The sequence below is a fragment of the Methylobacterium sp. J-048 genome, assembly GCF_022829515.1.
In the GTDB taxonomy this organism is placed as follows: domain Bacteria; phylum Pseudomonadota; class Alphaproteobacteria; order Rhizobiales; family Beijerinckiaceae; genus Methylobacterium.
Genome location: NZ_JAKSYL010000231.1, coordinates 1 through 24148, shown reverse-complemented (window position 1 = coordinate 24148; position 24148 = coordinate 1). Strand labels below are relative to the sequence as shown.

Sequence of the window (24148 nt, the reverse complement as noted above, 5' to 3'; positions counted from 1 at the left end):
TGGCGCGTCGCCCCGGATCCGGCATCCGGGGCGACGCGCTAGTTCGGCAGGTTCGGCAAGGCGGTCCGGGTCTGTTCCGCGGTCAGCGAGCGCAGGAAGGCGATCAGGTCCGCGCGCTCCTCCGGGCTCAAAGTGAGCGGCTTCATCAGCGGCGACTTCGATGGCCGATCGACACCGCCGGTCTCGTAGAACGCGACGATCTCTTCGAGGTTGGCGAACTGGCCGGCATGCCCGAACGGCGACCGGTAGGTCAGGTTGCGCAGCCCCGGCGTCTTGAACGCATATTGCGCCAGCGGATTGTCGGGCTCGAAGGCGCCGCGCCCGATATCCGTCGTCGGGATGCCGAGATCGTGGAACTTGTTGTCGGTGAAGTTCCAGCCGGTATGGCAGCCCGAGCAGCCGGTCTTGCCGGTGAACAGGGCGAAACCGCGCTGTGCGGCCGGCGAGATCGCGGTCGCGTCGCCCTCGATCCAGCGGTCGAACGGCGCCCATTCCGCCACGACCGTCCGCTCGTAGGTGGCGATCGCGGTCAGGAGGTTGTCCTGGGTGATGCCGTCACGCGGGAACAGCTTGCCGAACCAGGCCCGGTATTCCGGTATGCGCGTGAGCGTGGCGACGATCTCGGTGAACTTGCCGTCCATCTCGGCCTCGGCCGTGATCGGTCCCATCGCCTGCGTCTCCAGGTTCGGGGCGCGCCCGTCCCAGAAGAGCGTCGGGATCCAGGCGGCGTTCAGCAGGGTCGGCGCCTTGCGGGCGAGCGGCGTGTTGGCCGCCCCGATCGCCCCGGGGACGGGAACCTCGAACCCGAAGGACGGATTGTGGCAGCTCGCGCAGCTGAGATTCTGCTTCCCGCTCAGCCGGGGATCGAAGAACAGCATCTTGCCGAGGGTCGCCGTCTGTGGCGAGAACGGCGCATCCTCCGGGAATGTAATCGCGGTCGGCCTCTTGTATTGAGCCTTGATGGCATCCAAATCTGCTGCATTCGTACCAAAAGACCAAAACAAAATAAGCAAATATATCGGCAGCGTTAAATGTCTTCCTGGAGCCATGACGTGTCTCGGATTTAGCTTGGTCGATCTGCGTAACAAAACTCGCAGCCCAACCGCAAGTTTTTTGCCTGATATCGCACAGAACTATCCGGTCCCGGTTTAGCTGTTCCTTAAGAAGAGATCGCACGGTCGGTTTTTTCTTCGGCGCGTCGTTCTGAGGTGTTTGAGGGGGCCCGCGCTGGGCCGTGAGGGATGGATCGTGCCTGAATCGCCCGCGCCAAGGTCGAAGCGGTCCGTTCGGCGGCGACTTTTCCCACGCGCAGGACCACGCAACGGAACCGTTTCCCGGCCGAAACCGTCGACAATCTCAACCCGCTCGGGCATGCAGGCGGGTACGGGAGGCAACAATGATCGGCGCGGCGATGTTTTCGGGGCCTGAGCGCGAGCGGATTGCCGCAGCGCTCGCCGAGATCGCCTGCGCCGCTGGTGAGGTTCTGCGCCGCTATCATCGCGGCCCTTGCTCGCACGCCCTCAAGCCGGACGGCTCGCCGTCGAGCGACGCCGATGTCGAGGCCGAGGCCCTGATCGTCGCGGCGCTCACCGCGCGCTTTCCCGGGATCGCAATCATCGCCGAGGAAAGTGCGCAGGCCGACGACCTCGCGGCGCGGCCGGCCCAAAGCTTCTTCCTGGTCGATCCCCTGGACGGCACCCGCGACTTCCTGGCCGGGACGCCCGACTATTCGGTCAACATCGCCCTGGTGGCGGGGGAGCGGCCGGTGGCCGCCGCCCTCGTCGCCCCCGGCCTCGGCCGGGTCTGGTGGGCGGGACAGGCCAGCGTCGAGGGCCCGGTGATCGAGGGGCGACCGGGCGCGGGCCGGCCGGTGCGGACCCGCCCTGCGCCGCGCAGCGGCCTCATGGCCCTGGGGAGCCGGCGCCACGGCGATCCCGAGACCGCCACCTGCCTCGCAGCGCTGCCCGTGTCGGAGACCCGCCAATCCGGATCCGCGCTCAAGTTCGGCCTGATCGCCGCCGGCGAGGCGGACGTCTACATCCGCTGCGGCCCGACCATGGAATGGGATACGGCCGCCGGCGACCACATCCTGACGGCGGCCGGCGGCTGCGTGGTGGTCCCGGGCGGCGGTCCGATCCTGTACGGACGCTATGGGGCCGCTTACCGCAACGGGCCGTTCGCGGCCCTGGGCGACCCGGACTTGGCTATCGGGCTCGCCCTGCCCGCCCCAGGCGGAAAGGGGCGAACGCCGAAGACGCGCCTCACCGCGGCGCATCCCTGATCGGCATATCCAGTTGATCCTGAAGGCCGGGCCAGGCGGCTTCCGCCTGTCGGACCAGCGCGGGCTCGGCCAGGAACCGGGCGCGCCGCTCCCCGTCCCGGAACAGATAGAGGCGCTCGCCGATCACCGCGAAGACCAGCGGGTCGGCATCGACCAGGCGCCCGTCCAGGATCCCGGCGGCGTCGAAGCCGCCGAGCCGCGGGGCGTAGACCTCCGGATTGTCTCGGAAGGCCGCCCTGTCGGCGCCGCTGGCGAAGCGCCAGACCCGGCCGCCCCAGGACAGCTCGAACCGCGCGGCGCCGGCCACCGGCCCGTCCTTCAGGAAGTAGCTGACCGGGTCGAAGCCCTGCAGCGCCAGCAGCTCGATCGTGGTTGCTGCCGGCTCGGCCACTGCCGGCACACCGGCCGTGATCAGGAGGGCGGCGAGCAACAGAGCTTTGGCGGTTCCCGATCGCGATGCGATCGGGCGGAGGCATAGTTTCTTGATGCGACCGGCGCATTTGAGAAGATCGGTTGCCCCCGGTGCGGGGCCTAGCTGATCGACCCGTCGGTATCGGCAGCAAGCCCCTGAAACACTAGGCCTTTCCCCCACCCTCTTGGTGGCTACGACGTTCACACATCGGCTTGCGAAAGCCGCCACGCACCCCCTCTCCCGTGCGGGAGAGGGTTGGGGTGAGGGACCAGGTCTTTCCGGAAAGGTCGCACCCCTCACCCTGTCCCTCTCCCGCACGGGAGAGGGGACCCGCGCCTCGTCCGGAGATGCATGAACACCATGAGGTCCGGCGTCGCGATCCGGCGCGCGCATCGAGCCCGGTGCGGGGGCGGCGTCAGGGCGCGTTAACCACATCTTGCGGTTTTCCTCAGAAGCTGGTCCGACGGAGCGGTCCGCGCCGTCCCGGATCGCGAGACGATCCCGGTCGCGGCGGCGGCTGAGACCGGCCCGTGGGCGTGGCGACAGGATCCACCGCGGAACCGTTAGAGCATCGTCCCGAAAGGTGGCCACCGGCTTTCGGGAAAAAGGCGATGCGGAGTCGAACCGGGCGAGGAGGCAACGATGACGGCACGAGACGAGCGCGGCACCCACCGCCGCCACCTGCTCCGCGCGGGCCTCGGCCTGGCGCTGGGCACGCCGCTGGCGGGCCTCGCCGGGATCGGCGCGGCTTTGGCCCGCGGCGAGGACCAGGATACGCCCGAGACGTTCCGCCCCGGCGAGATCGTCGAATCGGGCCACCGCTTCTTCGGTTCGGTCTCCCGCGGTCTGGCGCTCACCGTCGAGGAGGCGGGGCGGCGCTGGGGGGAGCCGAACGGCTACATCCTCGGCCAGGAGGGCGGGGGCGCGGTGGTGGCCGGCGTCCGCTACGGCGAGGGGACGCTCTACACCCGCAATGCCGGTCAGAAGCACGTCTACTGGCAGGGTCCGTCCGTGGGCTTCGATGTCGGCGGCGACGGCGCGCGCACCATGATGCTGGTCTACAACCTGCCGAACGTGCGCGAGCTGTTCCGGCGCTTCGGCGGCGTCGACGGCTCGGCCTATCTGGTCGGCGGCTTCGGCATGACCGCGGTGGTGAGCGACCGCATCATCGTGGTCCCGATCCGCAGCGGCGTCGGCGCGCGGCTGGGCATCAATGTCGGCTATCTCAAGTTCACCCGGGAGGCGACCTGGAACCCGTTCTGATTGATGAGCGTAGCTTGATTTCGCCCCGGCAACCGACCTGGGTTAGACTGAGGCCGGGCCGGGTCTTCCGGCCGTATGCGCGGGCTGCTCCCTCGTGATCGAAACCGTGATGATCTTCGCGCTGGGTTTTCTGGCGGCGAGCCTGTGTGGCCTGCTGCTGCTCCCGGCGCTCAACGCGCGCGCGGCACGCCTGGCGCGGCGACGCGCCGAGGCACGGCTGCCGCTGTCGCCGGCCGAGATCGCCGCGGAGCGGGATTTCCTGCGCGCGCAATTCGCCGTGCAGCAGCGGCGCCTGGAGCGCCGGGTCGAGACCGTGCAGGCCAAGCGCCACGAGGACCTCGCGGCGATCGGCGCCGGCGCGATGCGGGCGGCCGCCCTCGCCCGGGACGTGGCGGCCCGGGACGCGGAGATCGCGCAGGCGCAGGCCAAGTCTCGGGAGCTCGAGACCGAGCTGGCCAGCGCCCGCGAGGACGGCACCGCGAGCGTCGCCACCCTGCGCGTCCTCGAAGAGGCGCATGCGGATCTGCTCGACAGCCTGCTGGCGGTCCGGCAGGGCCGAAGGGCCGATCAGCCGCAGGGTGACGATCAGGCCGCCCTGGCAGCTGAGCGCGACGCCCTGCGCGCCAGCCTGAAGGCGGCCGAGGAGGCCCTGGCCCAGACTCTGGCGGATCGCCAGGGCGGCCCCGAGGGGGAATACGCCGATCTGCGCCGGCGGATCACCGAGGTCGCCGACGCCCTGACCGGTCAGGACCGGCTGCCCAGGGCGGCGTTCCCGGCCCCGCAGCCCGAGCGCGTCTGACCGGGCCGCGCCGGCCGATCGCCACCGAGAAACCTTCGCGGGTTGCCTTGTTTCGACCATGCAAAGGCATCATCGCAACCCGGATTGATCCCGACATTCCTGACTCCAAGAGATGGTACGTATCCCCATGCGCCTGAAGCCAATCCTTCTCGCCGTCGCGGCGGCCACCGCCCTGACGCTGCCGGCTGCGGCGCAGCAGTCGAAGCGCGGCAACGAGACCCTGAAGAAATACTGCACCGGCGACTACCTGACCTATTGCGGCAACCTGGCCCCCGACGATCCCGCCACGGACGCTTGCTTCCAGAAGAACTGGAAGAAGCTCAGCGAGAATTGCCGCCGGGCGATCGACGCCTACGAGGCCCAGCAGCAGCAGGACGCCCCGGCCAAGGGCAAGCAGGGCGCGCAGGGCACCAAGGACCAACGCGGCTGAGGCGAGACCGGGACTCGTGTGGCGGCTGCGCGCTCGCGCCGGCGCCCGGCAACCGCTAAGCTAGCGTTCCCGCCGGCTCTCGAGCGCCGGCGCCGAGCCCGTCGGACCCGCGCGTGATGTTGTCGTCTCCCGCCCTGAAGCTCCTCGCCGTGTCCGGCCTCGTCGCCCTTGCGGTCTCCGCCTGCGGACGACGGGGCTCTCTCGAGCCGCCGCAGACTGCAGCCCCGGCCCCGGCCGCGCAGGCGGGATCCGACACGGCCAACGGCCGCCGGACCCTGCCGGTCTCGGTCGGCCTCGGCGGCGGCGCGGAAGAGCCGACGGCCGAGGGCGTGCGGTCCGGGGACGAACTCTCCGTCGCGGCGGTTCCGCCGGGCGGCACCGGGGCGCCGATCGAGACCAGCCGCGGCGCGAAGCGCGGCTATCGGATCCCCAAGGAGCCTTTCATTCTCGATCCGCTGCTGTAGACGGCTTGTGCCGGAGCCGCGCTCCGCGCCTGCGCCGTCTCGCGCCCCTCGTCGTTGGGCGCCCCGCCGGCAGGCCGTCGGGATGTTTCACGGGAAACACCCTGCGCTCCGGCGTGCAGGAGAGACACGGCCGAGATGCACCATTTCCACTATCGCGACGGCCGCCTGCAGGCCGAGGACGTCGACCTGACGGGCCTCGCCGCGGAGGTCGGCACGCCGTTCTACTGCTACAGCACCGCCACCCTGGAGCGGCATTACCGCGTGTTCGCCGAAGCCTTCGCGGGTGACGACGCGCTGGTCTGCTTCGCCATGAAGGCGAACTCGAATCAGGCCGTGCTGCGGACGCTCGCCAACCAGGGCGCCGGCATGGACATCGTCTCCGGCGGCGAGCTGCACCGGGCGCTGGCGGCCGGGGTCGATCCAGCCAAGATCGTGTTCTCCGGCGTCGGCAAGACCCGGGACGAGATGGTGGCGGCGCTCCAGGCCGGCATCTTCTGCTTCAACGTCGAGAGCGATCCGGAGCTGGCCCAGCTTTCCGAGACGGCCGTCGCCCTCGGCCTGAAGGCCCCCGTCTCGGTGCGGGTCAACCCGGACGTGGATGCCGGCACCCACGCCAAGATCTCCACCGGCAAGTACGAGAACAAGTTCGGCATCCCGATCACCCGGGCCCCGGCGGTCTATGCCGCGGCCGCCGCGCTGCCGGGGATCGCGATCCACGGCGTCGACATGCATATCGGCAGCCAGATCACCGACCTGGCGCCATTCGCTAGCGCGGCCAAGCTGCTCGCCGAGCTTGCCCGGCAGCTCCTGGCGGCCGGCCATCCCCTGCGCCACATCGATTTCGGCGGCGGCCTCGGCATCCCGTACCGCGACGACAACGCCCCGCCGCCCGACCCCGCCGCCCTGGCCGAGACCCTCCGGCCGCATTTCACGCCGCTCGGCCTGCGCCCGGTCTTCGAGATCGGCCGGATGATTTCCGGCAATGCCGGGATCCTGGTGACCCGGGTGCTGTACGTGAAGCACTCCGAGGGACGCACCTTCGTGATCGTTGACGCCGCGATGAACGATCTGATCCGCCCGACCCTGTACGAGGCCTATCACGGGCTGCGCCCCGTCGCCGAGCCGGGGCCGGACACGCCCCGCATGGTCGCCGACGTGGTCGGCCCGGTCTGCGAGACCGGCGACTACCTCGCCCTCAACCGCGAGATGCCCGCGGTGACGGCCGGCGACCTGATCGCCGTGATGAGCGCAGGCGCCTACGGGGCGGTCCAGGCCGGCACCTACAACACCCGCGCCCTGGTGCCGGAGGTGCTGGTGCGCGGCGATCGGGCGGCCGTGGTGCGCCCGCGCGTGAGCGTGGAGGCTCTCGTCGCCCTCGACCGGGTGCCGGACTGGCTGGCGTGACCGAAGCGCTGATGGGCTCTCGGGCGAGCGGCCTAGCGCCGCTGCCGCTGTCGATCTTCATCATCGCCCGGAACGAGGCCGACCGGATCGGCGCGACCATCCGGGCGGTGCGCGACCTGACCGACGATCTCGTGGTGGTCGATTCGGGCTCCACGGACGGCACCCAGGCGCTGGCGGCTTCGCTCGGCGCCCGGGTGATCCACAACCCCTGGCCGGGCTACGGCCCGCAGAAACGCTTCGCCGAGGAGCAGTGCCGGCACGTCTGGCTGCTGAACCTCGACGCCGACGAGGTCGTCCCCCCCGATCTCGCCGCCGAGATCCGCGCCCTGTTAGCCGCCGGCGAGCCCAGCCGGCCGGCTTGGCGGATCGGCATCGCGGAGGTGTTTCCCGGCGAGGGGCGGCCCCATCCCTGGGCCTACACGCTCACCCCGGTGCGGCTCTACCGCAAGGACCGGGGCCGCTATGCCCCCTCCCCGGTCCACGACCGCGTCGCCTTGGAGCCCGGGGTGAAGCCCGGCCGCCTCCGGGGGATCATCCACCATTTCTCGGTGCGCTCGCTGGGCGACCAGCTGGACAAGCTCAACCGCTATTCCGACCAGCAGGCGGATGACCTCGAAGCCCGGGGCGTGGTGATTCCGAGCTGGCGCGTGTTCGTCGAGTTGCCGGGTAATTTCCTCAAGGCCTATCTCGGCCGGCGCCACGTCCTGCGCGGAACCTACGGCTTCCTGACGGCCATGAACTACGCGATGTCGCGGCATCTGCGCATCGCCAAGCACTACGAACGCCGCCGCCGCGCAGCCACCGGCCCGGATCGGGTTGACCCGCCCGATCCGACCTTCTAGAGCCAGAGCGCCGGAGACGTGGCCGAGCGGCTGAAGGCACTCGTTTGCTAAATGAGCATACCCCGAAAGGGGTATCGAGGGTTCGAATCCCTCCGTCTCCGCCATTTGATTCGTTTAATTGCTTGAATCATCTGGCGTTTTTGAGTCCCGGTCTGCCGGGGTCCAACTTGGGCTCTGACAGCGATGCGAGATCCGAGTGGACGACCGCGGACGCAGCACAATATTGCTGTGATCGTCGGCTAGTCCTCACTGACCCACTGCAAAGTCTCCGGTAAACGCGGAGCGAGCTATCTCGCTGAAGTGCATGCTTCTTCGGCAAGGCCGAACGCCGTCGGACAGCAGAGTGCACCCGCTGTCGGGCAGATAGTGATGATGTGATCGCCTGCTGCGGCGGCGATCTCAAACAGCGACGTGTTCGTGGCCGTCACCGAGAGCGACGCCAAGTATGAGTGAGCTCCTCGTCTAGGATACTCTTGCTCTGATGCTTGTACGATCGCGTTGATGTATCGCTGAAAAAGGCCCCTTTTTATACGGACCCAGGGGGACTTGCCACGGTAGGCGTTCATCAAGGTGGCACTACGCGGTGTGGACTCCAGGGTTACGAGCCGGTCGCGATCTGACTCAAGCTGTCGTGTCACAAATCATCTCACGACGGACGACCGGATCAGCATGCCGTCCGCGAACATAGAGGCTGGCCGGGATCGATCCGGCGTCTCGACTGGTACCGAGACGGTGCTGCGATACGATAAGTGGATTGAGGCCGGACCCACGACACGGCGGGCGCTCAGTGAAGTGAACCCGGCTCCGCGATGACGGGCATCCAGCCGCCTCGTCCTTACTGCGTTCGGGGGCACGACCTCAGGCCGGCAGGACGGCGGCCTTCTCGACCACCGTGGTCTCGACGATGTCGGCCGGCTCATAGAACCAGCGGGCGAGGCTGCCCGCGACCATGGCCCCGGCGATGGGCGCGAGCCAGAACAACCAGAGCTGCGCGAGATACGGCCCGCCCGCGAACAGCGCCGGTCCCGTGCTTCGCGCCGGGTTGACCGAGGTGTTGGTCACCGGGATCGAGATCAGGTGGATCAGTACCAAGGCGAAACCGATGGGGATGCCGGCAAAACCCACCGCCGCCCCCTTCGAGGTTGTGCCGATGATGATGAACAGGAAGAAGAACGTCGCCAGGAACTCCATGGCGAGGCAGGCGCCGACGCCGAACTTGCCGGGGCTGAGATCGCCGTAGCCGTTCGAGGCGAATCCGTTCGGGACCCATTCCGGCTTGCCTGACGCAATGAGGTAGAGGGCACCGGCGGCGAGGACCGCGCCCGCGACCTGCGCTACGACGTACGGGACGACATGCCTGGTCGCGCATCGCTTGGCAGACCAGAGGCCGAGGGTGACGGCAGGATTGAAGTGGCCGCCGGAGATGTGCCCGACGGCGTAGGCCATGGTCAGGACGGTAAAGCCGAAGGCGAAGGATACGCCCAGGAAGCCGATGCCGAGTTCGGGGAAGGCTGCCGACAAGACCGCCGCCCCGCATCCGCCGAACGTCAGCCAGAACGTGCCGAGCAGTTCGGCAATCGCGCGCCGCATGGTCGAATGATCTGGCATCGGAGCCCTCCCTGGGCTTGTGCGTGAGGTGATCGTCGCCGAGGCGTGCTCTGGCTTGCGCGGCGCGCGTGGGGCCCGGGTGGCAAGCGGCCTACTCGGCAGCAGCCTGCTCGGGGATGCAGGCTGCACCCGCCGCCGCGAAGACTCCCGCCGTCCCGGCACGCTTCGCCGCGTCCGGACTTGCACGCGCCACGACGCACGATCCCGGCGCGCCCGCCCTCCGAGGCTGGCCGAAACCAATCCTCTTGGCGGAGGCCGACCGCGCGGCCGAGTAGCCGGCCGCCACCAGCGGGTAGTCCCGCGGCAGACCCCATTTCTCCCGGTAGAGTTCAGGGGTGAGCCCCAAGGCGCCGAGGTGACGCCTCAGGGTCTTGTAAGGCTTGCCGTCCTCGAACGAGATCAACGCTTCGCGCGTGACCGATTTCCGGATCGAGGCCGCCGTGGGCTTCCGGGCCGGGCCATCCCGGCGCAACCCGACAAGCGCTGCGTGAACGGCGGCGAGAATGCCCGGCATCTCGGAAGGCAGGGCCGGATTGTTCGACACATAGGCCGAGACGATGTCGGCGGCGAGTTCGACCGCGTTCCTTCCGTCGACCCCGAAGGCCCCCGCATATGCTTTCATGATGCACCTGACCTTGAGGGATCTGCGTCTGCCACCAGCGGGCAGCCGGCGGGATGCCGGCCGGGCGTGCGACCATGTCCCGGGACATCGGTGTCGCGGACCCGAGCGGCTGCCCCCGTCCGGCCTCAAGCGCGTATGTTCGTCAGGACGAACCATAGGCCCACGCCCGTGAGCAGGATCGATGAAACGACGGGCAATGCGACCGGACGCATCGTGCCCCCGTCTCCATGCAGGCGCCGATCCCACCGGACCGCATTCCACCGTCGCGCGATGGCGGACCCCGCCGCCCGAGCGCATCGGCTCATTCCCGCGAAGCCGGGCTCGCCGTCGCCACGCGGCATTAGACGGCCGATCCATGTCAGCATGCGCTTTCTTGAGCCCGCAGCCGCGCCGGCCCGCGGAAGGCCTCGGCGATCTCATGCAGGAGGTCCTGTCGCTGGACCTCCTCAAGATCGGGAAGGATGTCGTGGTGCCCGGTATCGGTCACCGTGATCAGACGGATGGCGCCATCGCTTTTCTTGAACACGACCACGACCTCGGCCTCGCCGTATTGATCGGTCGGATCGATGCAGATGTGCGTCAGCATGGTCATCCTTCCATCGGAACCGGATGAAGTCCCGGTGCACCGGCGGATCGGGTGAGCTACCCATGCACCGGCCGGGATGCCGACCGGCGACCCATAGGGATAAGTCTAGCAACTCTGGTAATTCTTTGGCGCCGATTGATTATGACGACCGGCCCCGCAATTATGATGCTTTCCAAAGGCCCGGATTACTGGTTCGGTGTTCCTATTCCGCGGCGGCCCGGACCTGGGAAGCCGCCAGACGGTTGGACGGTTCTTGCCTTCGGCACGTCCGCTGAACCTTCTCGCCGGCCAACCTCGGGGCACCATGCTGATCCGGGGCGACACCATGCGCTCCGCCGGCATCGTCGCCGAGAACGTCGTCCAAGCCCTCGAGCGGCTGGATGCGGACGAGCGGCTTCCCGACGCGAGCCGGGACGCCGCCGTCGCCGGTCTGACGCGCGAGTTGCTGGCGGTGCTGCCCACCCCCTCCGGTGACATTCTCGTCGCGGCCTGCAACCGCTACCTCGCCGCCTTGGCGGAATGCGGCCTGTCGGTCCCGCGCGTCGAGGCTGTCAACCCCGTCCAGGGGGCGGTGACGATGCGGACGGCGTGAAGGCCAGTCCATGCGACCATCGAACGAAGAAGCCTCCGAAACCGGTCGCCCGCAAGGTCATGAATCATGAAAGACGAGAACGGCTACGAGGTTCGCGTGCGTGCGGGCTCCGAAAATGGCACGGACCGACGGGCGAGTTGGCTCTGGGAGCTGTGGCACCACGCACGGCTGATCGGTTCCGGGGAAACCCATGGCGACGAGGGCGCCGCCCGCGGGGAAGCGATGTCGGCTCGGATCGACCACAAGATCAAGCAGCAGGGTGATTGATGGCCGCGGGGAGCACAACCAACGGCCCGAGGGATCACGGATGCCGCTCTGGACGACCGCCGCGGGCGCGCTTCACGCCGAGCCGGAAGTCCGTCATCGAACCCTGGCCGCGCAGGACGATCCCCCCTCGATGATGACGGCACACCCCAGCGGTTCCGCATCTCACGACGCGACAGAGCAGGTCGCCGCGTGAAACGGTAACCAGCGCTCCGGGCACGGCCCGAACGGCTGCGATGACGAAGGGACGCCCGCCCCCCGTGGCGCTACTCGGTCGTCAGGGGTCTGCGCCGCTTCCAGCTCGCGGCCTTTCGCAGGATACGCGACAGTTGCTCGACCGAGTAGGGCTTGTGCAGGAGCTCGAATCCGTAGGTGCCGTTCTGCGCCAGGACGTGGCTGTAGCCGGAGGTGAGGACCACCGGCAGGTCCGGATGAAGCTTCCTGACGGCGTGGCCGAGCTCGACCCCGCCCATGCCCGGCATCACGACGTCGGAAAACACCACGTCGAAGCGCTGGGTGTCTTTCTCCAGCTCGACCAAGGCCTCCTCGGCGTTCACCGACCAGACCGTGGTGTATCCGAGTTCGGCCAGAGTCTGGGCCGCAAACGCACCGACCTCCATGTTGTCCTCGACCATGAGCACACACGTGCCGTGCCCGTCCACCAGGGTGTCGGGCTCGCTCGTGTCCGCCACGCGGACATCCCCGGCGACGGCCGGCAGATAGAGGGTGAAGGTGGTCCCCTCCCCGACGGCGCTCTCGACTCGGATCTCGCCATCCGACTGCTTGGTGAACCCGAAGACCTGGGAGAGGCCGAGCCCGGTGCCCTGTCCCACGCGCTTCGTGGTGAAGAACGGCTCGAAGATCCGCTCCACGAGGTCCGGCGGGATGCCGCTTCCCGTATCGGATATCGAAACCGCGACGTAGCTTCCGCTCACCAGCCTATGCCGACGGACCGCAGGTATGCCGTCCACCACCGAGACCCGGATGGTAAGCCGACCCTGGCCGTCCATGGCATCCCGGGCGTTCACCGCCAGGTTGACCAGGGCCGTATCGAACTGGCTCGGGTCGGCGCGGACGAAGCAGGGCACGTCCGGCAGGTTCGTGACGATCTCGATGCGCGACCCGGTCAGGGAGGAGACCATGTCGCCGACCGTGCCGACGCTCCGGCCCACGTCGAACACCTCGGGCTTGAGCGCCTGTCGCCGCGCGAAGGCCAGGAGTTGGCCCGTGAGCTTGGCCGCGCGCGCGACGGTATCCGAGATGGCGGCGATGTAGCGGGCGCGCCGCTCCTCCGGGAGGTCCGGTCGCTTGAGCAGATCGGTCGACGACTTGATGACGGTCAACAGGTTGTTGAAATCGTGCGCGACGCCGCCGGTGAGCTGGCCCACCGCCTCCAGCTTCTGCGCCTGGCGAAGCTGATCCTGCGCCGCTTCGAGGGTGGCGGCCGCCTCCCTTTCCGCGGTGACGTTCCGACCGCTCGCGTAGATCACCCCATCCTCGGGCGCGGCCACCCACGAGATCCAGCGATACGTGCCGTCCTTGTGCAGCACGCGGTTCTCGTAGACCGGCAACCCCTCGGTCGCCGCCCTGTCCCGCGCCGCGGTGCTCGCCTGGATATCGTCGGGATGGTTGAAGTCGAGGTGGCATCGCCCGACGACCTCGTCGGGGTGCCATCCGAGGACAGTCGTCCAGGACCCGTTGACGGCATGAAAGATACCGTCCGCACCGACGACGGCCTGGAGGTCGCGGGAATTCTTCCAGGCCCGGTCTCGTTCGCGCGTGCGATCCTCGATCCGCTGCTCCAGCGTCGCGTTCAAGTCTCTGAGGGACTCCTCGGCCGTCCGGGTGGCGGTAACGTCCCGGGATACGCAGAGGATCCGCTCCGGCCGTCCCGCCGCATCGAGGATGGGCGTGACCCGGACGTCCCACCACTTCGGCGTCCCGGCCGCCGTAATGGCCAGAGCTTGGAAGTATTTGGGCTGCCCGGCCCGGGCGGCCGCGACAGCGTCCAGCGCGTCCCGATGTCCCTGACCCGGCCAGAGGTCCGGCCATGGCTTCCCGACGATGGCGTCGAGATCCGCGACTTCCATCGCGAGCCGTCCGCCCTCGCTCATGAAGACCAGCCTGCCGTCGAGGTCGAGCACCTTGATGCAATCGGTGCTGCTGGCGAGGATGCGCCGGTTGAACTCCTCGCTCTCGCGCAGGGCCTCCTGCGTCAGGTGAGTCTCGGTGACGTCGTGCCCCTCCACGAAGATGCCGGTGACCCGGCCCGCCTCGTCACGGGTGGGTTCGTAGATGAATGCCACGAAGCGCTCCTCCACCACCTCCGAGGATCGGCGGAGGCGGATCGGCACGCGATCGGCGAGATGGCGCCGACCCGACGCGTAGACCTCGTCGAGGAGCTCGAAGAAACCCTGTCCCTCGATGTCCGGCAAGGCGCTTCGGACCTTCATTCCGAGTAGCTCGCGCTCTCCCACGAGGCGGACGTAGGCCTCGTTGGCGAACTCGAAGACGTGCTCGGGCCCCTGGAGTATCGCGATGAAGCCCGGGGCGCACTCGAACAGCCGGCGCTGCCGCGCGGTCGCGGACGCGAGCCGCCGTTCGGCCTGCACCTGAGCGGTCCTGTCGCTCGCCGTGACGTAGATGCCGGCCACCGCCGCGCCTTCGTCGCGCACGGGCACCAGGCTGTAGGACCAGAACGTCTCCTCGCGGCGGCCCCGTCGCTCGATCATGAGCAACTGGTTCTCGGTCACCAGGCCCTGCCCGGTCTCCATCACGGCGATGAGCTGGGCGCCGAGGATGTCCCAGATCTCGGACCAGACCTGCGCGACGGGCCGGCCGAGCGCCCCGGGGTGTCGCTCGGCCAGGGCCGGCGCGTAGGCATCGTTGTAGAGCAGCCTGAAGTCGGGCCCCCAGAAAAGCGCGCTGATGGCCGGCGAGGTCAGGCACATCGCCAGGACCGCGCGCAGGGGCCTCCCCCACTCCGCCGTCGGCCCAAACGGGGTCGCGGACCAATCGTGGTCACGGATCAGCGCCCCCATCGCGCCACCCTCCCTCATCAGGACGGTCTCGTATCCATCGTTCATCGTGCGGGTCCGGGGCGGAGAGGGCCCTGGATGCTTCCGGTTCCCAACCGAGGCGAATTGGGATCCTGGCATCCCGGTGGGATCAGCCGGACTGGACGGCCTCCCAGGCTTCCAGCGGGTGCCGGGCCTGACCAAGAGCAAGAAGGTAGGACGGCTAGGAAACTTCGCGATATCGATGGGTCATCGGGCGCCCTGGATCGACCGTAGCCCCGTGGCGCCCAATAAGACAGGCGGCATCGCCGCCGAGAGGATTGTATCGCCGGATGGCCTGATGTGCGGAAACGACGTCATCACGGTCCGCTTGGCGAGCTCCACCGGGCCTCGCCATTCCCAAGACGATGGTCTGCGCCAGGGGCATCTGTCGCGCCGGATGCGTCGGACCCAACGGTGCCGTCGGGATCCGGCGCGGCGTCTACGGTCCCCGGGTCGGGATGTACGGACACGGCGCGCGGGGTGCCGCCTTCCGTGGTGGCGCGTTCCGCGGCGGCTTCCACCGCTGAGATCCCAGAGGCCGCCCGATCTATCCCGCGTCAGAATTTGGCGATGACCGGTGCAGGGGCGACGGCGGCCCTTGGGGGGGCCACCCAGAGCGGGGCCGAGATGGTCAGGTAGGTCGCCGTGCCTTGGAAACGGTTCGTGACATCGAACTCGCGCAGAACGCGCACGTTCGTGGAGACGGGGATCTCGCCGACCTTGAGCGTGTAGCCGATCTGGCCACCGAGGGCCGTGACCCGGCCCTTGAAGGGCCCGATCCTGTCGCCGGATCCGCCATCCCCCGTGAGCTGGTCGTAGAAATACCCGACGAGGCCCAGCGACAATTCCTTGCTCAGGTATTTCGACGCCGACCATTCCAGGTGGAATTCGGTGCCCGTGAGGTACTGCGTCGCCGGGTTGATCCAGTTGAAGGTGATCCCCGGCACCACCGAGAGTTCGTAGCCGAGGACCGGATCGAGGTAGGTCAGCGCCCCGCTGAGGTCGAGCGCCGGGCGATTGAGCGAGATGTTGGACAGTTGCCCGGTCTCGTAGGAGCCGGATGGGACGACCCCGAGGGCCGTGGCGCTCCAGTGGAAGTTGCCGGAATGCCAGCCTACGAACGAGGCGAGGTAGATGTCGCCGACGTCGAACACCGCGTCCCGCTCGCGCCCGCTGATGATCCGGTCGATCCGGGGCGACGAGAGGACCGCCCCCGCGCTTACGTTGGGCGTCCCGAACGGAATGGTGATGGAGAAGCCGAGGTTCCCCCCCAGGATCTCGACCGGCGTGACCCAGACCGGTGTCATGAAGGTCGCGGAGATATCGAGCTTCACGTTCGCCGCCACGACGCCGCCGCTTTGGAAGGTGCGGTTGCCGCCGAGATCGCCCTGGTAGAAGTAGGTCTCGCTCTCGAAGTAGAAGCCCGGCGGGGGCGTCACCCCCGCCAGCGGTCCGCGATTACCCAGTATGTATACACCCTGCGCTGCTTCGGCCGCATCGGCCTCTTTGGGAATAAGCACACACGCTGCAACGAGCACCGCAAGGGCGTATGCGCACATTGAACGGCTAAGATCAAGCATCACGCTCTCCAAGTAAGCTAGAAAAGCCATGCTCTCAAATGAGCTATGCTTGGATCAGGGCCCGAAAAACCATCCGTCACTTGCCCATCGCCGACCTGGCCGCCACGATCTTCGCCTTCACCGCATCGAGGTTGAAGCTCGCGCCCTTCTGCATCGGCGGGAACTCGACCGCAGTCATGGCCAGCTTCTCGACCTCCTGCTGGACGAACGCGAAGCGCCAGAACTCGTACAGGAACCAGCTCATGTAATATTGCGACCCGGCCTTGGTCCCGTCCGCGGGCCAGCCGGTGCGCTCAAAGGGATCCAGGCGCAGGTTCGTGATGTAGGGTACGTCCGGCTTTGTCTTGTCGCCCAACCATCCGCCAGGTTGATCGACGAAGCGGTACTTGTAGTCGCCGACCCGCACGGCACCGAGATCGCTCTCGCCGAAATACCAGATGACGTCGCGGTTCGAGGGGCCCTTGCCGGTGATCAAATCCATCTGGTTGTAGCCGTCGAGATGGACCTTGTAGGTCTGGTCACCGATGGTCTTGCCAGCCTTGAGCTCCTCGGCGACGTTCGCATTGCCCGCGGCCGCGACCAGGGTCGGGAACCAGTCGAGGCCGGAGATGACGCCGTTCTCGACCTTGCCGGCCGGCACCTTGCCCGGCCAGCGGATCATCGCCGGTGCGCGGAAGCCGCCCTCCATCACCGTGCCCTTCGACTGCGCGAACGGGGTCTGGCCGCCGTCCGGCCAGGTGAAGACCTCGGTACCATTGTCGGTGGTGAAGACGACGATGGTATTGTCGTCCACGCCCAAGTCCGTCAGCTTCTTCATCACTAGGCCGACATCATCGTCGAGCTGTGCCATGCCGGCCTCGTGGATGGTCCAGCCGTTGTTCGAGTTGCGCAACGCCTGATACTTCGGCGACAGGTGCGTCGTGACGTGCATCCGGGTCGGGTTCAGCCACACGAAGAACGGCTTGCCGTCGGCTTTGGCCTTGTCGATGAAGCCGAGGGCCAGATCGCGGATCTCGTCGTCCACCGTCTCCATCCGCTTCGGATAGAGTGTCCCGGCGTCCTCGATCCGCTGCTTACCGACCTTGCCCCAGCGTGGGTCGTCGGTGGCATCGTCCGCGGTGGTCGCCCACGAATGGACCATGTTGCGCGGGCCGACCCTGCCCAGCAGGTCCTGCGGATAGGCGGGATGCGCCGGGTCCTCCATCGCGTCGAGGTGGTAGAGGTAGCCGAAGAACTCGTCGAAGCCGTGCACGGTGGGCAGGAACTCGTTCTTGTCGCCGAGGTGGTTCTTGCCGAACTGGCCGGTGGCGTAGCCCATTCCCTTCAGCGCGGTGGCGATGGTCACCGCCTGGGCCGGGAGGCCGGTCGGGGCACCGGCCTGGCCGACGGTGGTCATGCCGGTACGGATCGGCAACTCGCCGGTGATGAAGGCGGCGCGTCCCGCCGTGCAGCTCGCCTCGGCGTAGTAGTCGGTGAACAGCATGCCCTCGGCGGCGACCTTGTCGAGGTGGGGCGTGCGTCCCGCCATCATGCCACGGTGGTAGGCGCCGATATTCCAGATGCCGATGTCGTCGCCCATGATGACCACGATGTTCGGTTTCTGCCCCGATGGCGGCGTCGACGGCTGAGCCGTAGCGGGCTTGACCTGGGCGGCGGCCACGAGCCCGGCCGTCGCGAGCAACGAGGTGCCGCTGAGAAGCATGTTGCGGCGATTCATGGCCACATGGTCCTCATCGACCGCGCGGCCTTCGTCCGTCGCGTTGCGTCTCACGTCCGGTTTCCTTCCCTGATGATGCATCGGAAGCCGACATGGCTCATCGACGTGTCGACCGGCTGCGCGTGCCGTGCGGCCGGCCGGTAGCGCCGGCAGTAGTTGGGCGCGCAGAGATGCGATCCGCCCTTCACCACCTTGCGGGGGATCCTGATGCGAGGCTGGCCAGGATCGAGACTGTCCTCCTCGCGACCACCCCGCGGGTTCCGGGGGATGCAGCAGGATTGTTGGGAGGCATCCCTCGATCCGGAGGCATACCAATCCGTGGTCCACTCCCAGACGTTGCCGATCATGTCGGACAGGCCGTAACCGTTCGCCGGGAAGCTGCCGACGGGCGACGTCCTCTCGAACGAGGAGGTGTTCCTGTGGGGGAACTGGCCTTCCCAGATGTTCGCCATCAGCGTCCCCCCGGGGTCGAGCACGTTCCCCCAGGCGAACTCCGTCTCTTCGAGGCCGCCCCGGGCGGCGAACTCCCATTCGGCCTCGGTCGGCAGGGCCTTCCCCGCCCACATCGCGTAGGCCTCGGCATCCGCGAACGCGACATGCACGACGGGATGGTCGTGAAGCCCTTCGGACGCGCTTCCCGGTCCATAGGGGTGCCGCCAGTCCGCGCCCGCCATGAACGTCCACCATTGGCTCGGGAAACGCAGGTTCACCGGCTCGCGTGGCGGCATGAACACGAGTGACCCGGGATGGAGCATGTGCGGAAGGGCCCCGGGATAATCCCTCGGATCCGGGGGGATCTCGGCCACGGTGCGGTGGCCGGTATCCATCACGAACTTCGCGAACTGTGCGTTCGTTAGCGGGGCCTCGTCGATCCAGAAGCCGTCCAAGGCCACGCGCCGAGCCGGCGCTTCCTCGGGATAGTGCCGATCCGATCCCATGCGGAAGGTCCCGCCGGGTATCCAACGCATACCTTCACGAACAATGGGCGTTGTCGCAGGAGCGAGCTGGGTCGCTGCAATCGACGAAGCGCCAACCATCTCGTGCTCCTATCGCCTAATATTCAAGCTACATCTGCAAACAGGTAAGCAGAGCGACATAGCTTGGTGGCCCTCCTATGGTTGCTTCTTGAACGCATTCGTCCCGATGCTGGGATGTGAAACGGGACCACTGCTGACCGACCTGCGCCCGGGCCTGTGTTTCGTCATGAATGCAGCCTTGATCGGTACTTTTCATGCTCTGACCGAGCGACGGCGCCTCGCGACAGATCGCCTCGATGTCGAAATGAGGAACGTCCTTCGCTTGAGCAGCCGCGACCGCTAAAAACATTGAAAGCAGGAAGATAACTGGTTTCCACATCAGTCGATCTCTCAGTCCGATTGCTATTTCGCCGCTTGCTAGGGTGTGGTTTGCAGCCATCGGAACGCGGCAGAAGCGCTATTCCGCGGGCAGACCCTGCACGTGCCGCGGGAGCGTCTCAGCGGCGGAAGCCACGCCTGAACACGCCGCCACGGAACGCGACACCTCGGGCTCCGCGTCCGTACATCCCCACCCGAGGTCCGTAGACGCCACGGCGGACGCCCACGGCGCCGTTGGGGCCGACGCAACCAGCGCGATAGATGCCCCGAGCGCAGACCATCGCACTGGCTTCGCTCGGGACGAGTGCGAACATCCCAACGAAAAGACCGAGTGAAACCATCAGGTGCTTCATGATGCGCTCTCCAGCAACAATCGGCGAGGAGTTGCGAGACTAACTCGCAGGATACTCGCGAGCAGTTAGGCAGATTTACGCCTCTCGACAGCATTCATTTTTGCAAACCAGATCGTCAAAATTGACGGCGGCATCAATATCTCGCTGTCGCTAGATTTCGCCTCCGGAATGCCATCGCCGGCGAATCCCCGGACCGCCGGCATCCGGGGCGACCGCTCCGGCAAGCGGCGACGCGATCCAGGCTCAGGGTGGGTCGGCCTTGTCGCGATGGGGCAGAAACCGAACGGCTCACCGCGAGGGTCGTGTCGAGCGTGGGTTATGCCCTTGTGCCGGCCCGCATCGTTACGGACCCATCAAACGTGCTGATCCTCTCGACCTGAGGAGCCGACGATCCCCGATCTGGCATTGTCGCGAGATATCGGTTGCAGGCATCGGCGAGCATTCCCGCAGACGGGGTTGGCATGACGGCCACCAGTTCCCGCCTCAGGCCACGAGCAGCAGTTTCTCTACCCGCTCCGAAGAGCCTCTTGTCCGGGCCCATTTCCTCAAGAGCCAAGATGACCTTCTCCGCGATGGTGCCGGCAATACGCACGTATTGTCTTTGCATGACCGATGCCTCCGCAGATTTATTTGAGCGTGGCTGGGCTTGCCTGCACCACGGCCGAGAGGCCATGCGGGCGGCGGTCAGCGGCGAGAGTTACCCCGGAACCCGCCGCCGCGGAACGCGACACCTCGGGCGCCCCGCCCGTACAGTCCGACCATGGGCCTGTGTATCCCGGCCCAACGTCCAGGGACGCCCCGGCGGACCCCTATGGCGCCATTGGGTCCGACGCAGCCCGCACGATAGATGCCCCTGGCGCAGACCATCGCACTGGCCTCAGTTGGAATGAACGCGAAAAGACCGAGCGAAACCAGCAAGTATTTCATAGTCGATTCTCCAGCGACGACCGGCGAAGGCAGCATGGATATCTTGCAGGAACGATCTGAATGATTAAGCCGATCCGAAGGATACGTCTACAGTTTATATTTTTAGATATTGTTTCCTAGATGGTTCAAATAACAATCGCTCGCTATCGTTATTATATTCCCATGCTTCTGTGACAGAGAGCCGGTTGCGGATGCTAGCCCACGACTGCCAAGGCACCGGTGGCAAGGCGATTGATTATCGCCTCGCGCTTGGCCTGCCGAAGGATGATTTGAGCGGCAGCCCGTGCGTTGGCGGCCCGCAGTTCACTCTTCGGTGCGCCATCACGGAGCGCGCGCCACCCCATGGCGCGGAACCACTTCGTATTGGCGAGGGCCACCTTGCGACGACGAGCGAAAGCACTGTCTTCGGAGGGCTGCAGGATCGTTAAAAGAGCCATTGAGATCAATCTTCAGCGGACGATCGTCGCCTATGTCCGGTTTCTCACATTACATCATTTTAGCGGTTGCGGGATTTATTCGTAATACATTTTGTTTCCGCTTCTCGATTCATCATAAAATCTTCAACCTGAGCCGTAATACGCACCCTCGTCCGCGGGGCTCACGGGGGCTAGCAGCTATGACCGGTTGGCGATCTGTTTGTGAAGCAATATCGAAGCGTGATCTTTGAACAAATACGTCCAGCTTTTTGTATTGAGTCCAAAATCTGAGATTTATGCGTGCTAGCAATCGGCGTCGATCATGGACTCACCTAATCATACACTTCACTTGCCATCTCCATAACTTAAGCCCGCCTGTGGAATGGGCACGCTTCGACGCCGATCCATATTCTTCGTCGCTTGAACGCGATCCCGAGGACCAGTCATGGACCGGATTGCGTCGCCTGGAAGCCGTCCGAGCAGCGTGGCGCCCCCGGCTCCGCTCGGCGATTACGGCAGGGCGCCGATCATGCCCTTGGCTTGGGTCATGGTGTTCTCGCAGGCGCGTTGGTCGCCTCTCTGATCCTCCCCGGCCGCACGAACGATGAGGACCTCCGCCTCCGCCATGTGACCGGGGGTCGAGACGGTCTCCGGGTCGCTCGGCGGGTCGACGCGGACTGCTGCCACGGCCCTGAGCGAACCGGGGCGCAGGACATGCCCGGCCCGTAGACCGGAGACCTGCACCGCACCGGCGCTGTCGAGTCGTCTCTCGATGGTGCCGATCTGCTCGGCACAGGAGGATGCCAGCGCGGGAAGCGGCGCGAGGGCGAGGGCGAGGATCGCAAGGTTGGGGATGATGCGCATCGGGGTAGCCTTCGGCTTGCCGGCAGCATCGCGGTTCCGCCCGCCGGGCGTTCGACCCGATGCCGTCCCTCACCCGTCGATGCGAGGGTAGCGCTTCCTCGATCCTACGCTTACCACTTTGCTGCGTCGCAACATCGAATGCGGGGCAGACCCGCGTCCCGGGGTCGGTCTCACGACCGCTCGACCACCCGGACGGTCGTATCCTGAGGCTGAAGCATCGGCGCAAGCCCGTGGATGCAGTCTGTGATGTGCGTGAGCACAACCCGTATCCGTGGGGTGTCGCGGTTGTCCTTGTGGACCAGCAGGAGGACGTCGGCGCCGGGCGGCTCGATCGGCACCGGGAGCCGGATCAGTCGCGGCTCGGCGTCCGCTCGGAACCGTGCCAGGCAAGCCAGGCCGCCGCCGTTGGCCGCTGCGAGCACCGCGGCCTCGTGGCTGCTGGTCTGCAGGACCACTGTCGCCCGCGAGGCTATCTCGGTGAGCCAGGCCGATTGCGTCATCTCCTGCACGTCGTCGAGTTGCGTGATGAGGCGATGCCCCGAGCAGCCTTCGTCGAAGTCCATCGCGCCGTAATCCCGCAGGTACTCCGCCGTCGCGTAGATGCCGAAGGCGATGCCGCCGATGCGTCGGACGACGAGGTCGTGCTGCTCGGGTTGGCTCAGCCGCACCGAAATGTCGGCCTCGCGCATCGACAGGCTGAGCTCCCGCGAATTGGGGATGAGCTCGATCACCACGTCGGGATGCGTCGCGTGGAGCCGGGCGAAGCTCGGGGCCAGGACGTGCGCGGCCATCGTCTCGGCGCAGGTGACACGGACCAGGCCCCGCAATCGGGCGTCGCGGCCGCTGACGTCCCGTTCGAGCGCGATGGCCTCCACCTCGACCCGTTCCGCCTTCTCGCGCACGGCGGCACCGGCAAGGGTCGGCACGTAGCCCTCCGGCGTGCGGTTGAGCAGCCGCACCGCCAGGGTCGCCTCCAGCGAGGTCAGGCGCCGCCCGACGGTCGATTGGGAGACGTGGAGCGCCTTGGCGGCCGCGGAGAGCGAGCCATGCCGCGAGAGCGCCAGGAAGAACCTCAGGTCATCCCAGTCCAGCATCCGCGCGCCGCCATCCGTTTTTGCATCTCCCCTCGCCGACTTTGGAAGCCGACTTCATCAAGGAAAAGCTTATACTCAATACGCGACAATCGCCAACGAGGATTTATTTTCAGACGCATAACTTTTGCGCCAGTTATTCAGGACGAAGGACACAAGTATGGCGCTGCCCCCCATCAAGCCCGGATCTCCGCTCCCCGACACCGTCGACGGGCGTCGGCTCCAGGCTGTCATCGCCGACGGGAAGTCGGACCCGGCCGCGATCCGGACCCTGCGGTGCCGCACGGTCGCGCAAGGGCGCCTGCGGCAGCTCAACTACATCCGCGACCTGCCGCCCCAGCGGGTGATGGAGGACGAACCCGACGGCCTGCTCGGCGAGACCGCCGCGCCGAACGCCTCGGAGGCGCTCCTCGCTGCCTTCGGGTCATGCCTCTCCATCGGCATCCACGCCAACGCCCTCGCGCGGGGCATCCCGATCAGGGCGCTCGAACTCGGCGTCGAGGCCGACATCAACACCACGGCCGCCTGGGGAACCGGTGACCTCCATCCCAAGACCATCGGTTTCGAGGCGATACGGGTCTCGGTGAGGATCGACGCGGACGCTTCGCGGAAGGCGCTTGACTCATTGGTCAAGCACGCGGTGCTGTGGTCGCCGGTGGCGAACACGTTGCACAACCCGGTCCATCTCGACGTCACCTTGGAAACGACCGCGCGGCGGTGATCCGCTCGTATCCTGTCGGGAGCCGATCTCCCTCCTTCAGGTGGCGCAGGGGGATATCGCCTGCGGCCCTCGGGCCAAATGTCGAGGCACATTCGCGATCATGGCATGGGACGAACATCGCTCGTCCTGGGCGTTCCGGACCTGGCGCACCGTCGTGATCCGCGGGGGCGGGTTCGGGACGATCCCGTAACCCAGGCCCTGTCTGCCCCCCAGGGGGCCCTGCCGGTGGCAAGCGGCTACCGCAGCGTCACCACGGTCGGATGGGCGTCGAAAACGGTCGTTGACATGCACACAGGCCGATGCCGGTCGCCGATAAGGAGAGCCCCGGCGGCAGCATGCTCCGATGCCATCTCGCATCGACGAGCGACGCCGCGAACGGCAGGTGCGCCACTATCAATCGCGTTGGTAGGAATCATCCGGTCGGCGGCGGACCGGCCTCGGATCGCGCTTGATACCGAGGCCGGGAGCGTCTCACGCCGGTACGTCGGCGGTTCGGTC

Annotated in this window: 22 protein-coding genes and 1 tRNA gene; 11 read left to right on the top strand and 12 right to left on the bottom strand. The window is 67.0% G+C overall.

Annotated features, from left to right (window positions below):
* Positions 1 to 38: 38 nt before the first annotated feature.
* Positions 39 to 1049 carry a cytochrome-c peroxidase gene (locus tag MKL09_RS23595; protein ID WP_409566976.1) on the bottom strand — a complete coding sequence of 337 codons (1011 nt, stop codon included), beginning with the start codon at positions 1047 to 1049 and terminating at the stop codon, positions 39 to 41.
* 347 nt (positions 1050 to 1396) lie between these two features.
* On the opposite strand from MKL09_RS23595, the gene MKL09_RS23590 reads away from it, so the two are divergent.
* Positions 1397 to 2281, top strand: a complete 885-nt coding sequence (locus MKL09_RS23590; RefSeq protein ID WP_244024253.1) for a 3'(2'),5'-bisphosphate nucleotidase CysQ — start codon at positions 1397 to 1399, stop codon at positions 2279 to 2281.
* Here MKL09_RS23590 and MKL09_RS23585 read toward each other — a convergent pair.
* Positions 2262 to 2711, bottom strand: coding sequence for a YHS domain-containing (seleno)protein (locus MKL09_RS23585; protein WP_244024251.1), 450 nt, complete (start codon positions 2709 to 2711; stop codon positions 2262 to 2264). The genes MKL09_RS23590 and MKL09_RS23585 overlap by 20 nt on opposite strands.
* Before the next feature lie 624 nt (positions 2712 to 3335).
* Between MKL09_RS23585 and MKL09_RS23580 the strand changes: the two genes are divergently transcribed.
* From MKL09_RS23580 to MKL09_RS23550, 7 genes are all read left to right on the top strand, one after another.
* Positions 3336 to 3956 carry a DUF1134 domain-containing protein gene (locus MKL09_RS23580; RefSeq protein ID WP_243962467.1) on the top strand — a complete coding sequence of 207 codons (621 nt, stop codon included), beginning with the start codon at positions 3336 to 3338 and terminating at the stop codon, positions 3954 to 3956.
* 109 nt (positions 3957 to 4065) lie between these two features.
* Positions 4066 to 4755 (top strand): hypothetical protein, encoded by a 690-nt coding sequence (locus MKL09_RS23575; protein WP_244024249.1) that lies wholly within the window; start codon positions 4066 to 4068, stop codon positions 4753 to 4755.
* 127 nt (positions 4756 to 4882) lie between these two features.
* A complete protein-coding gene (locus MKL09_RS23570; RefSeq protein WP_244024247.1) occupies positions 4883 to 5185 on the top strand; it encodes a 3',5'-cyclic-nucleotide phosphodiesterase in 303 nt (100 codons plus the stop codon).
* A gap of 116 nt (positions 5186 to 5301) precedes the next feature.
* Positions 5302 to 5649: an LPS translocon maturation chaperone LptM gene (lptM, locus tag MKL09_RS23565; protein ID WP_244024245.1), complete on the top strand. Its 348-nt coding sequence runs from the start codon at positions 5302 to 5304 to the stop codon at positions 5647 to 5649.
* Positions 5650 to 5784: 135 nt separating this feature from the next.
* Positions 5785 to 7053, top strand: coding sequence for a diaminopimelate decarboxylase (gene lysA / locus MKL09_RS23560; RefSeq protein ID WP_244024243.1), 1269 nt, complete (start codon positions 5785 to 5787; stop codon positions 7051 to 7053).
* Between the two features lie 11 nt (positions 7054 to 7064).
* The gene (locus tag MKL09_RS23555) at positions 7065 to 7895 is read left to right on the top strand and encodes a glycosyltransferase family 2 protein (RefSeq protein WP_244024288.1); all 831 of its coding nucleotides are present in this window, start codon (positions 7065 to 7067) and stop codon (positions 7893 to 7895) included.
* A gap of 12 nt (positions 7896 to 7907) precedes the next feature.
* Positions 7908 to 7999 (top strand) — tRNA-Ser (locus MKL09_RS23550).
* A gap of 754 nt (positions 8000 to 8753) precedes the next feature.
* On the opposite strand, the gene aqpZ is transcribed toward MKL09_RS23550, so the two are convergent.
* From aqpZ to MKL09_RS23535, 3 genes are all read right to left on the bottom strand, one after another.
* Complete coding sequence (gene aqpZ / locus MKL09_RS23545; RefSeq protein ID WP_244024241.1) at positions 8754 to 9503, bottom strand: aquaporin Z; 750 nt, start codon at positions 9501 to 9503, stop codon at positions 8754 to 8756.
* Positions 9504 to 9594: 91 nt separating this feature from the next.
* Positions 9595 to 10125, bottom strand: a complete 531-nt coding sequence (locus MKL09_RS23540) for a MucR family transcriptional regulator (RefSeq protein WP_244024239.1) — start codon at positions 10123 to 10125, stop codon at positions 9595 to 9597.
* 358 nt (positions 10126 to 10483) lie between these two features.
* Complete coding sequence (locus MKL09_RS23535) at positions 10484 to 10717, bottom strand: hypothetical protein (RefSeq protein WP_244024237.1); 234 nt, start codon at positions 10715 to 10717, stop codon at positions 10484 to 10486.
* Positions 10718 to 10964: 247 nt separating this feature from the next.
* Between MKL09_RS23535 and MKL09_RS23530 the strand changes: the two genes are divergently transcribed.
* Both MKL09_RS23530 and MKL09_RS23525 read left to right on the top strand, forming a co-directional pair.
* Positions 10965 to 11303, top strand: a complete 339-nt coding sequence (locus tag MKL09_RS23530; protein WP_244024235.1) for a hypothetical protein — start codon at positions 10965 to 10967, stop codon at positions 11301 to 11303.
* 66 nt (positions 11304 to 11369) lie between these two features.
* Complete coding sequence (locus tag MKL09_RS23525; RefSeq protein ID WP_244024233.1) at positions 11370 to 11570, top strand: hypothetical protein; 201 nt, start codon at positions 11370 to 11372, stop codon at positions 11568 to 11570.
* A 263-nt stretch (positions 11571 to 11833) separates the two neighbouring features.
* Here MKL09_RS23525 and MKL09_RS23520 read toward each other — a convergent pair whose 3' ends face one another.
* The 7 genes from MKL09_RS23520 to MKL09_RS23490 form a co-directional block, all read right to left on the bottom strand.
* Positions 11834 to 14653: a PAS domain-containing protein gene (locus MKL09_RS23520; RefSeq protein ID WP_244024231.1), complete on the bottom strand. Its 2820-nt coding sequence runs from the start codon at positions 14651 to 14653 to the stop codon at positions 11834 to 11836.
* A 530-nt stretch (positions 14654 to 15183) separates the two neighbouring features.
* The gene (locus MKL09_RS23515) at positions 15184 to 16206 is read right to left on the bottom strand and encodes a transporter (protein WP_409566975.1); all 1023 of its coding nucleotides are present in this window, start codon (positions 16204 to 16206) and stop codon (positions 15184 to 15186) included.
* A gap of 76 nt (positions 16207 to 16282) precedes the next feature.
* Complete coding sequence (locus MKL09_RS23510) at positions 16283 to 17923, bottom strand: arylsulfatase (RefSeq protein ID WP_244024284.1); 1641 nt, start codon at positions 17921 to 17923, stop codon at positions 16283 to 16285.
* Between the two features lie 50 nt (positions 17924 to 17973).
* On the bottom strand, positions 17974 to 18891 hold the full coding sequence (locus MKL09_RS23505) for a formylglycine-generating enzyme family protein (RefSeq protein WP_244024283.1): 918 nt from the start codon (positions 18889 to 18891) through the stop codon (positions 17974 to 17976).
* A gap of 97 nt (positions 18892 to 18988) precedes the next feature.
* Entirely contained in the window at positions 18989 to 19279 is a 291-nt protein-coding gene (locus MKL09_RS23500) for a hypothetical protein (protein WP_244024229.1), read from the bottom strand.
* Positions 19280 to 21484: 2205 nt separating this feature from the next.
* Positions 21485 to 21838: a hypothetical protein gene (locus MKL09_RS23495; RefSeq protein ID WP_244024227.1), complete on the bottom strand. Its 354-nt coding sequence runs from the start codon at positions 21836 to 21838 to the stop codon at positions 21485 to 21487.
* 170 nt (positions 21839 to 22008) lie between these two features.
* The gene (locus tag MKL09_RS23490) at positions 22009 to 22932 is read right to left on the bottom strand and encodes a LysR family transcriptional regulator (protein WP_244024226.1); all 924 of its coding nucleotides are present in this window, start codon (positions 22930 to 22932) and stop codon (positions 22009 to 22011) included.
* A 157-nt stretch (positions 22933 to 23089) separates the two neighbouring features.
* Between MKL09_RS23490 and MKL09_RS23485 the strand changes: the two genes are divergently transcribed.
* Positions 23090 to 23650, top strand: a complete 561-nt coding sequence (locus tag MKL09_RS23485; protein WP_244024224.1) for an OsmC family protein — start codon at positions 23090 to 23092, stop codon at positions 23648 to 23650.
* Positions 23651 to 24148: the final 498 nt, after the last annotated feature.

Excerpts from the sequence above, each read along its gene's own strand:
- MKL09_RS23595 (WP_409566976.1), bottom strand. The coding sequence starts at position 1,049 with ATGGCTCCAGGAAGACATTTAACGCTGCCGATATATTTGCTTATTTTG.
- MKL09_RS23590 (WP_244024253.1), top strand. The coding sequence starts at position 1,397 with ATGATCGGCGCGGCGATGTTTTCGGGGCCTGAGCGCGAGCGGATTGCC.
- MKL09_RS23580 (WP_243962467.1), top strand. The coding sequence starts at position 3,336 with ATGACGGCACGAGACGAGCGCGGCACCCACCGCCGCCACCTGCTCCGC.
- MKL09_RS23575 (WP_244024249.1), top strand. The coding sequence starts at position 4,066 with ATGATCTTCGCGCTGGGTTTTCTGGCGGCGAGCCTGTGTGGCCTGCTG.
- MKL09_RS23570 (WP_244024247.1), top strand. The coding sequence starts at position 4,883 with ATGCGCCTGAAGCCAATCCTTCTCGCCGTCGCGGCGGCCACCGCCCTG.
- lptM (WP_244024245.1), top strand. The coding sequence starts at position 5,302 with ATGTTGTCGTCTCCCGCCCTGAAGCTCCTCGCCGTGTCCGGCCTCGTC.
- lysA (WP_244024243.1), top strand. The coding sequence starts at position 5,785 with ATGCACCATTTCCACTATCGCGACGGCCGCCTGCAGGCCGAGGACGTC.
- MKL09_RS23555 (WP_244024288.1), top strand. The coding sequence starts at position 7,065 with ATGGGCTCTCGGGCGAGCGGCCTAGCGCCGCTGCCGCTGTCGATCTTC.
- aqpZ (WP_244024241.1), bottom strand. The coding sequence starts at position 9,503 with ATGCCAGATCATTCGACCATGCGGCGCGCGATTGCCGAACTGCTCGGC.
- MKL09_RS23540 (WP_244024239.1), bottom strand. The coding sequence starts at position 10,125 with ATGAAAGCATATGCGGGGGCCTTCGGGGTCGACGGAAGGAACGCGGTC.
- MKL09_RS23535 (WP_244024237.1), bottom strand. The coding sequence starts at position 10,717 with ATGACCATGCTGACGCACATCTGCATCGATCCGACCGATCAATACGGC.
- MKL09_RS23525 (WP_244024233.1), top strand. The coding sequence starts at position 11,370 with ATGAAAGACGAGAACGGCTACGAGGTTCGCGTGCGTGCGGGCTCCGAA.
- MKL09_RS23520 (WP_244024231.1), bottom strand. The coding sequence starts at position 14,653 with ATGAACGATGGATACGAGACCGTCCTGATGAGGGAGGGTGGCGCGATG.
- MKL09_RS23515 (WP_409566975.1), bottom strand. The coding sequence starts at position 16,206 with ATGCTTGATCTTAGCCGTTCAATGTGCGCATACGCCCTTGCGGTGCTC.
- MKL09_RS23510 (WP_244024284.1), bottom strand. The coding sequence starts at position 17,923 with ATGAATCGCCGCAACATGCTTCTCAGCGGCACCTCGTTGCTCGCGACG.
- MKL09_RS23505 (WP_244024283.1), bottom strand. The coding sequence starts at position 18,891 with ATGCGTTGGATACCCGGCGGGACCTTCCGCATGGGATCGGATCGGCAC.
- MKL09_RS23500 (WP_244024229.1), bottom strand. The coding sequence starts at position 19,279 with ATGTGGAAACCAGTTATCTTCCTGCTTTCAATGTTTTTAGCGGTCGCG.
- MKL09_RS23495 (WP_244024227.1), bottom strand. The coding sequence starts at position 21,838 with ATGCGCATCATCCCCAACCTTGCGATCCTCGCCCTCGCCCTCGCGCCG.
- MKL09_RS23490 (WP_244024226.1), bottom strand. The coding sequence starts at position 22,932 with ATGCTGGACTGGGATGACCTGAGGTTCTTCCTGGCGCTCTCGCGGCAT.
- MKL09_RS23485 (WP_244024224.1), top strand. The coding sequence starts at position 23,090 with ATGGCGCTGCCCCCCATCAAGCCCGGATCTCCGCTCCCCGACACCGTC.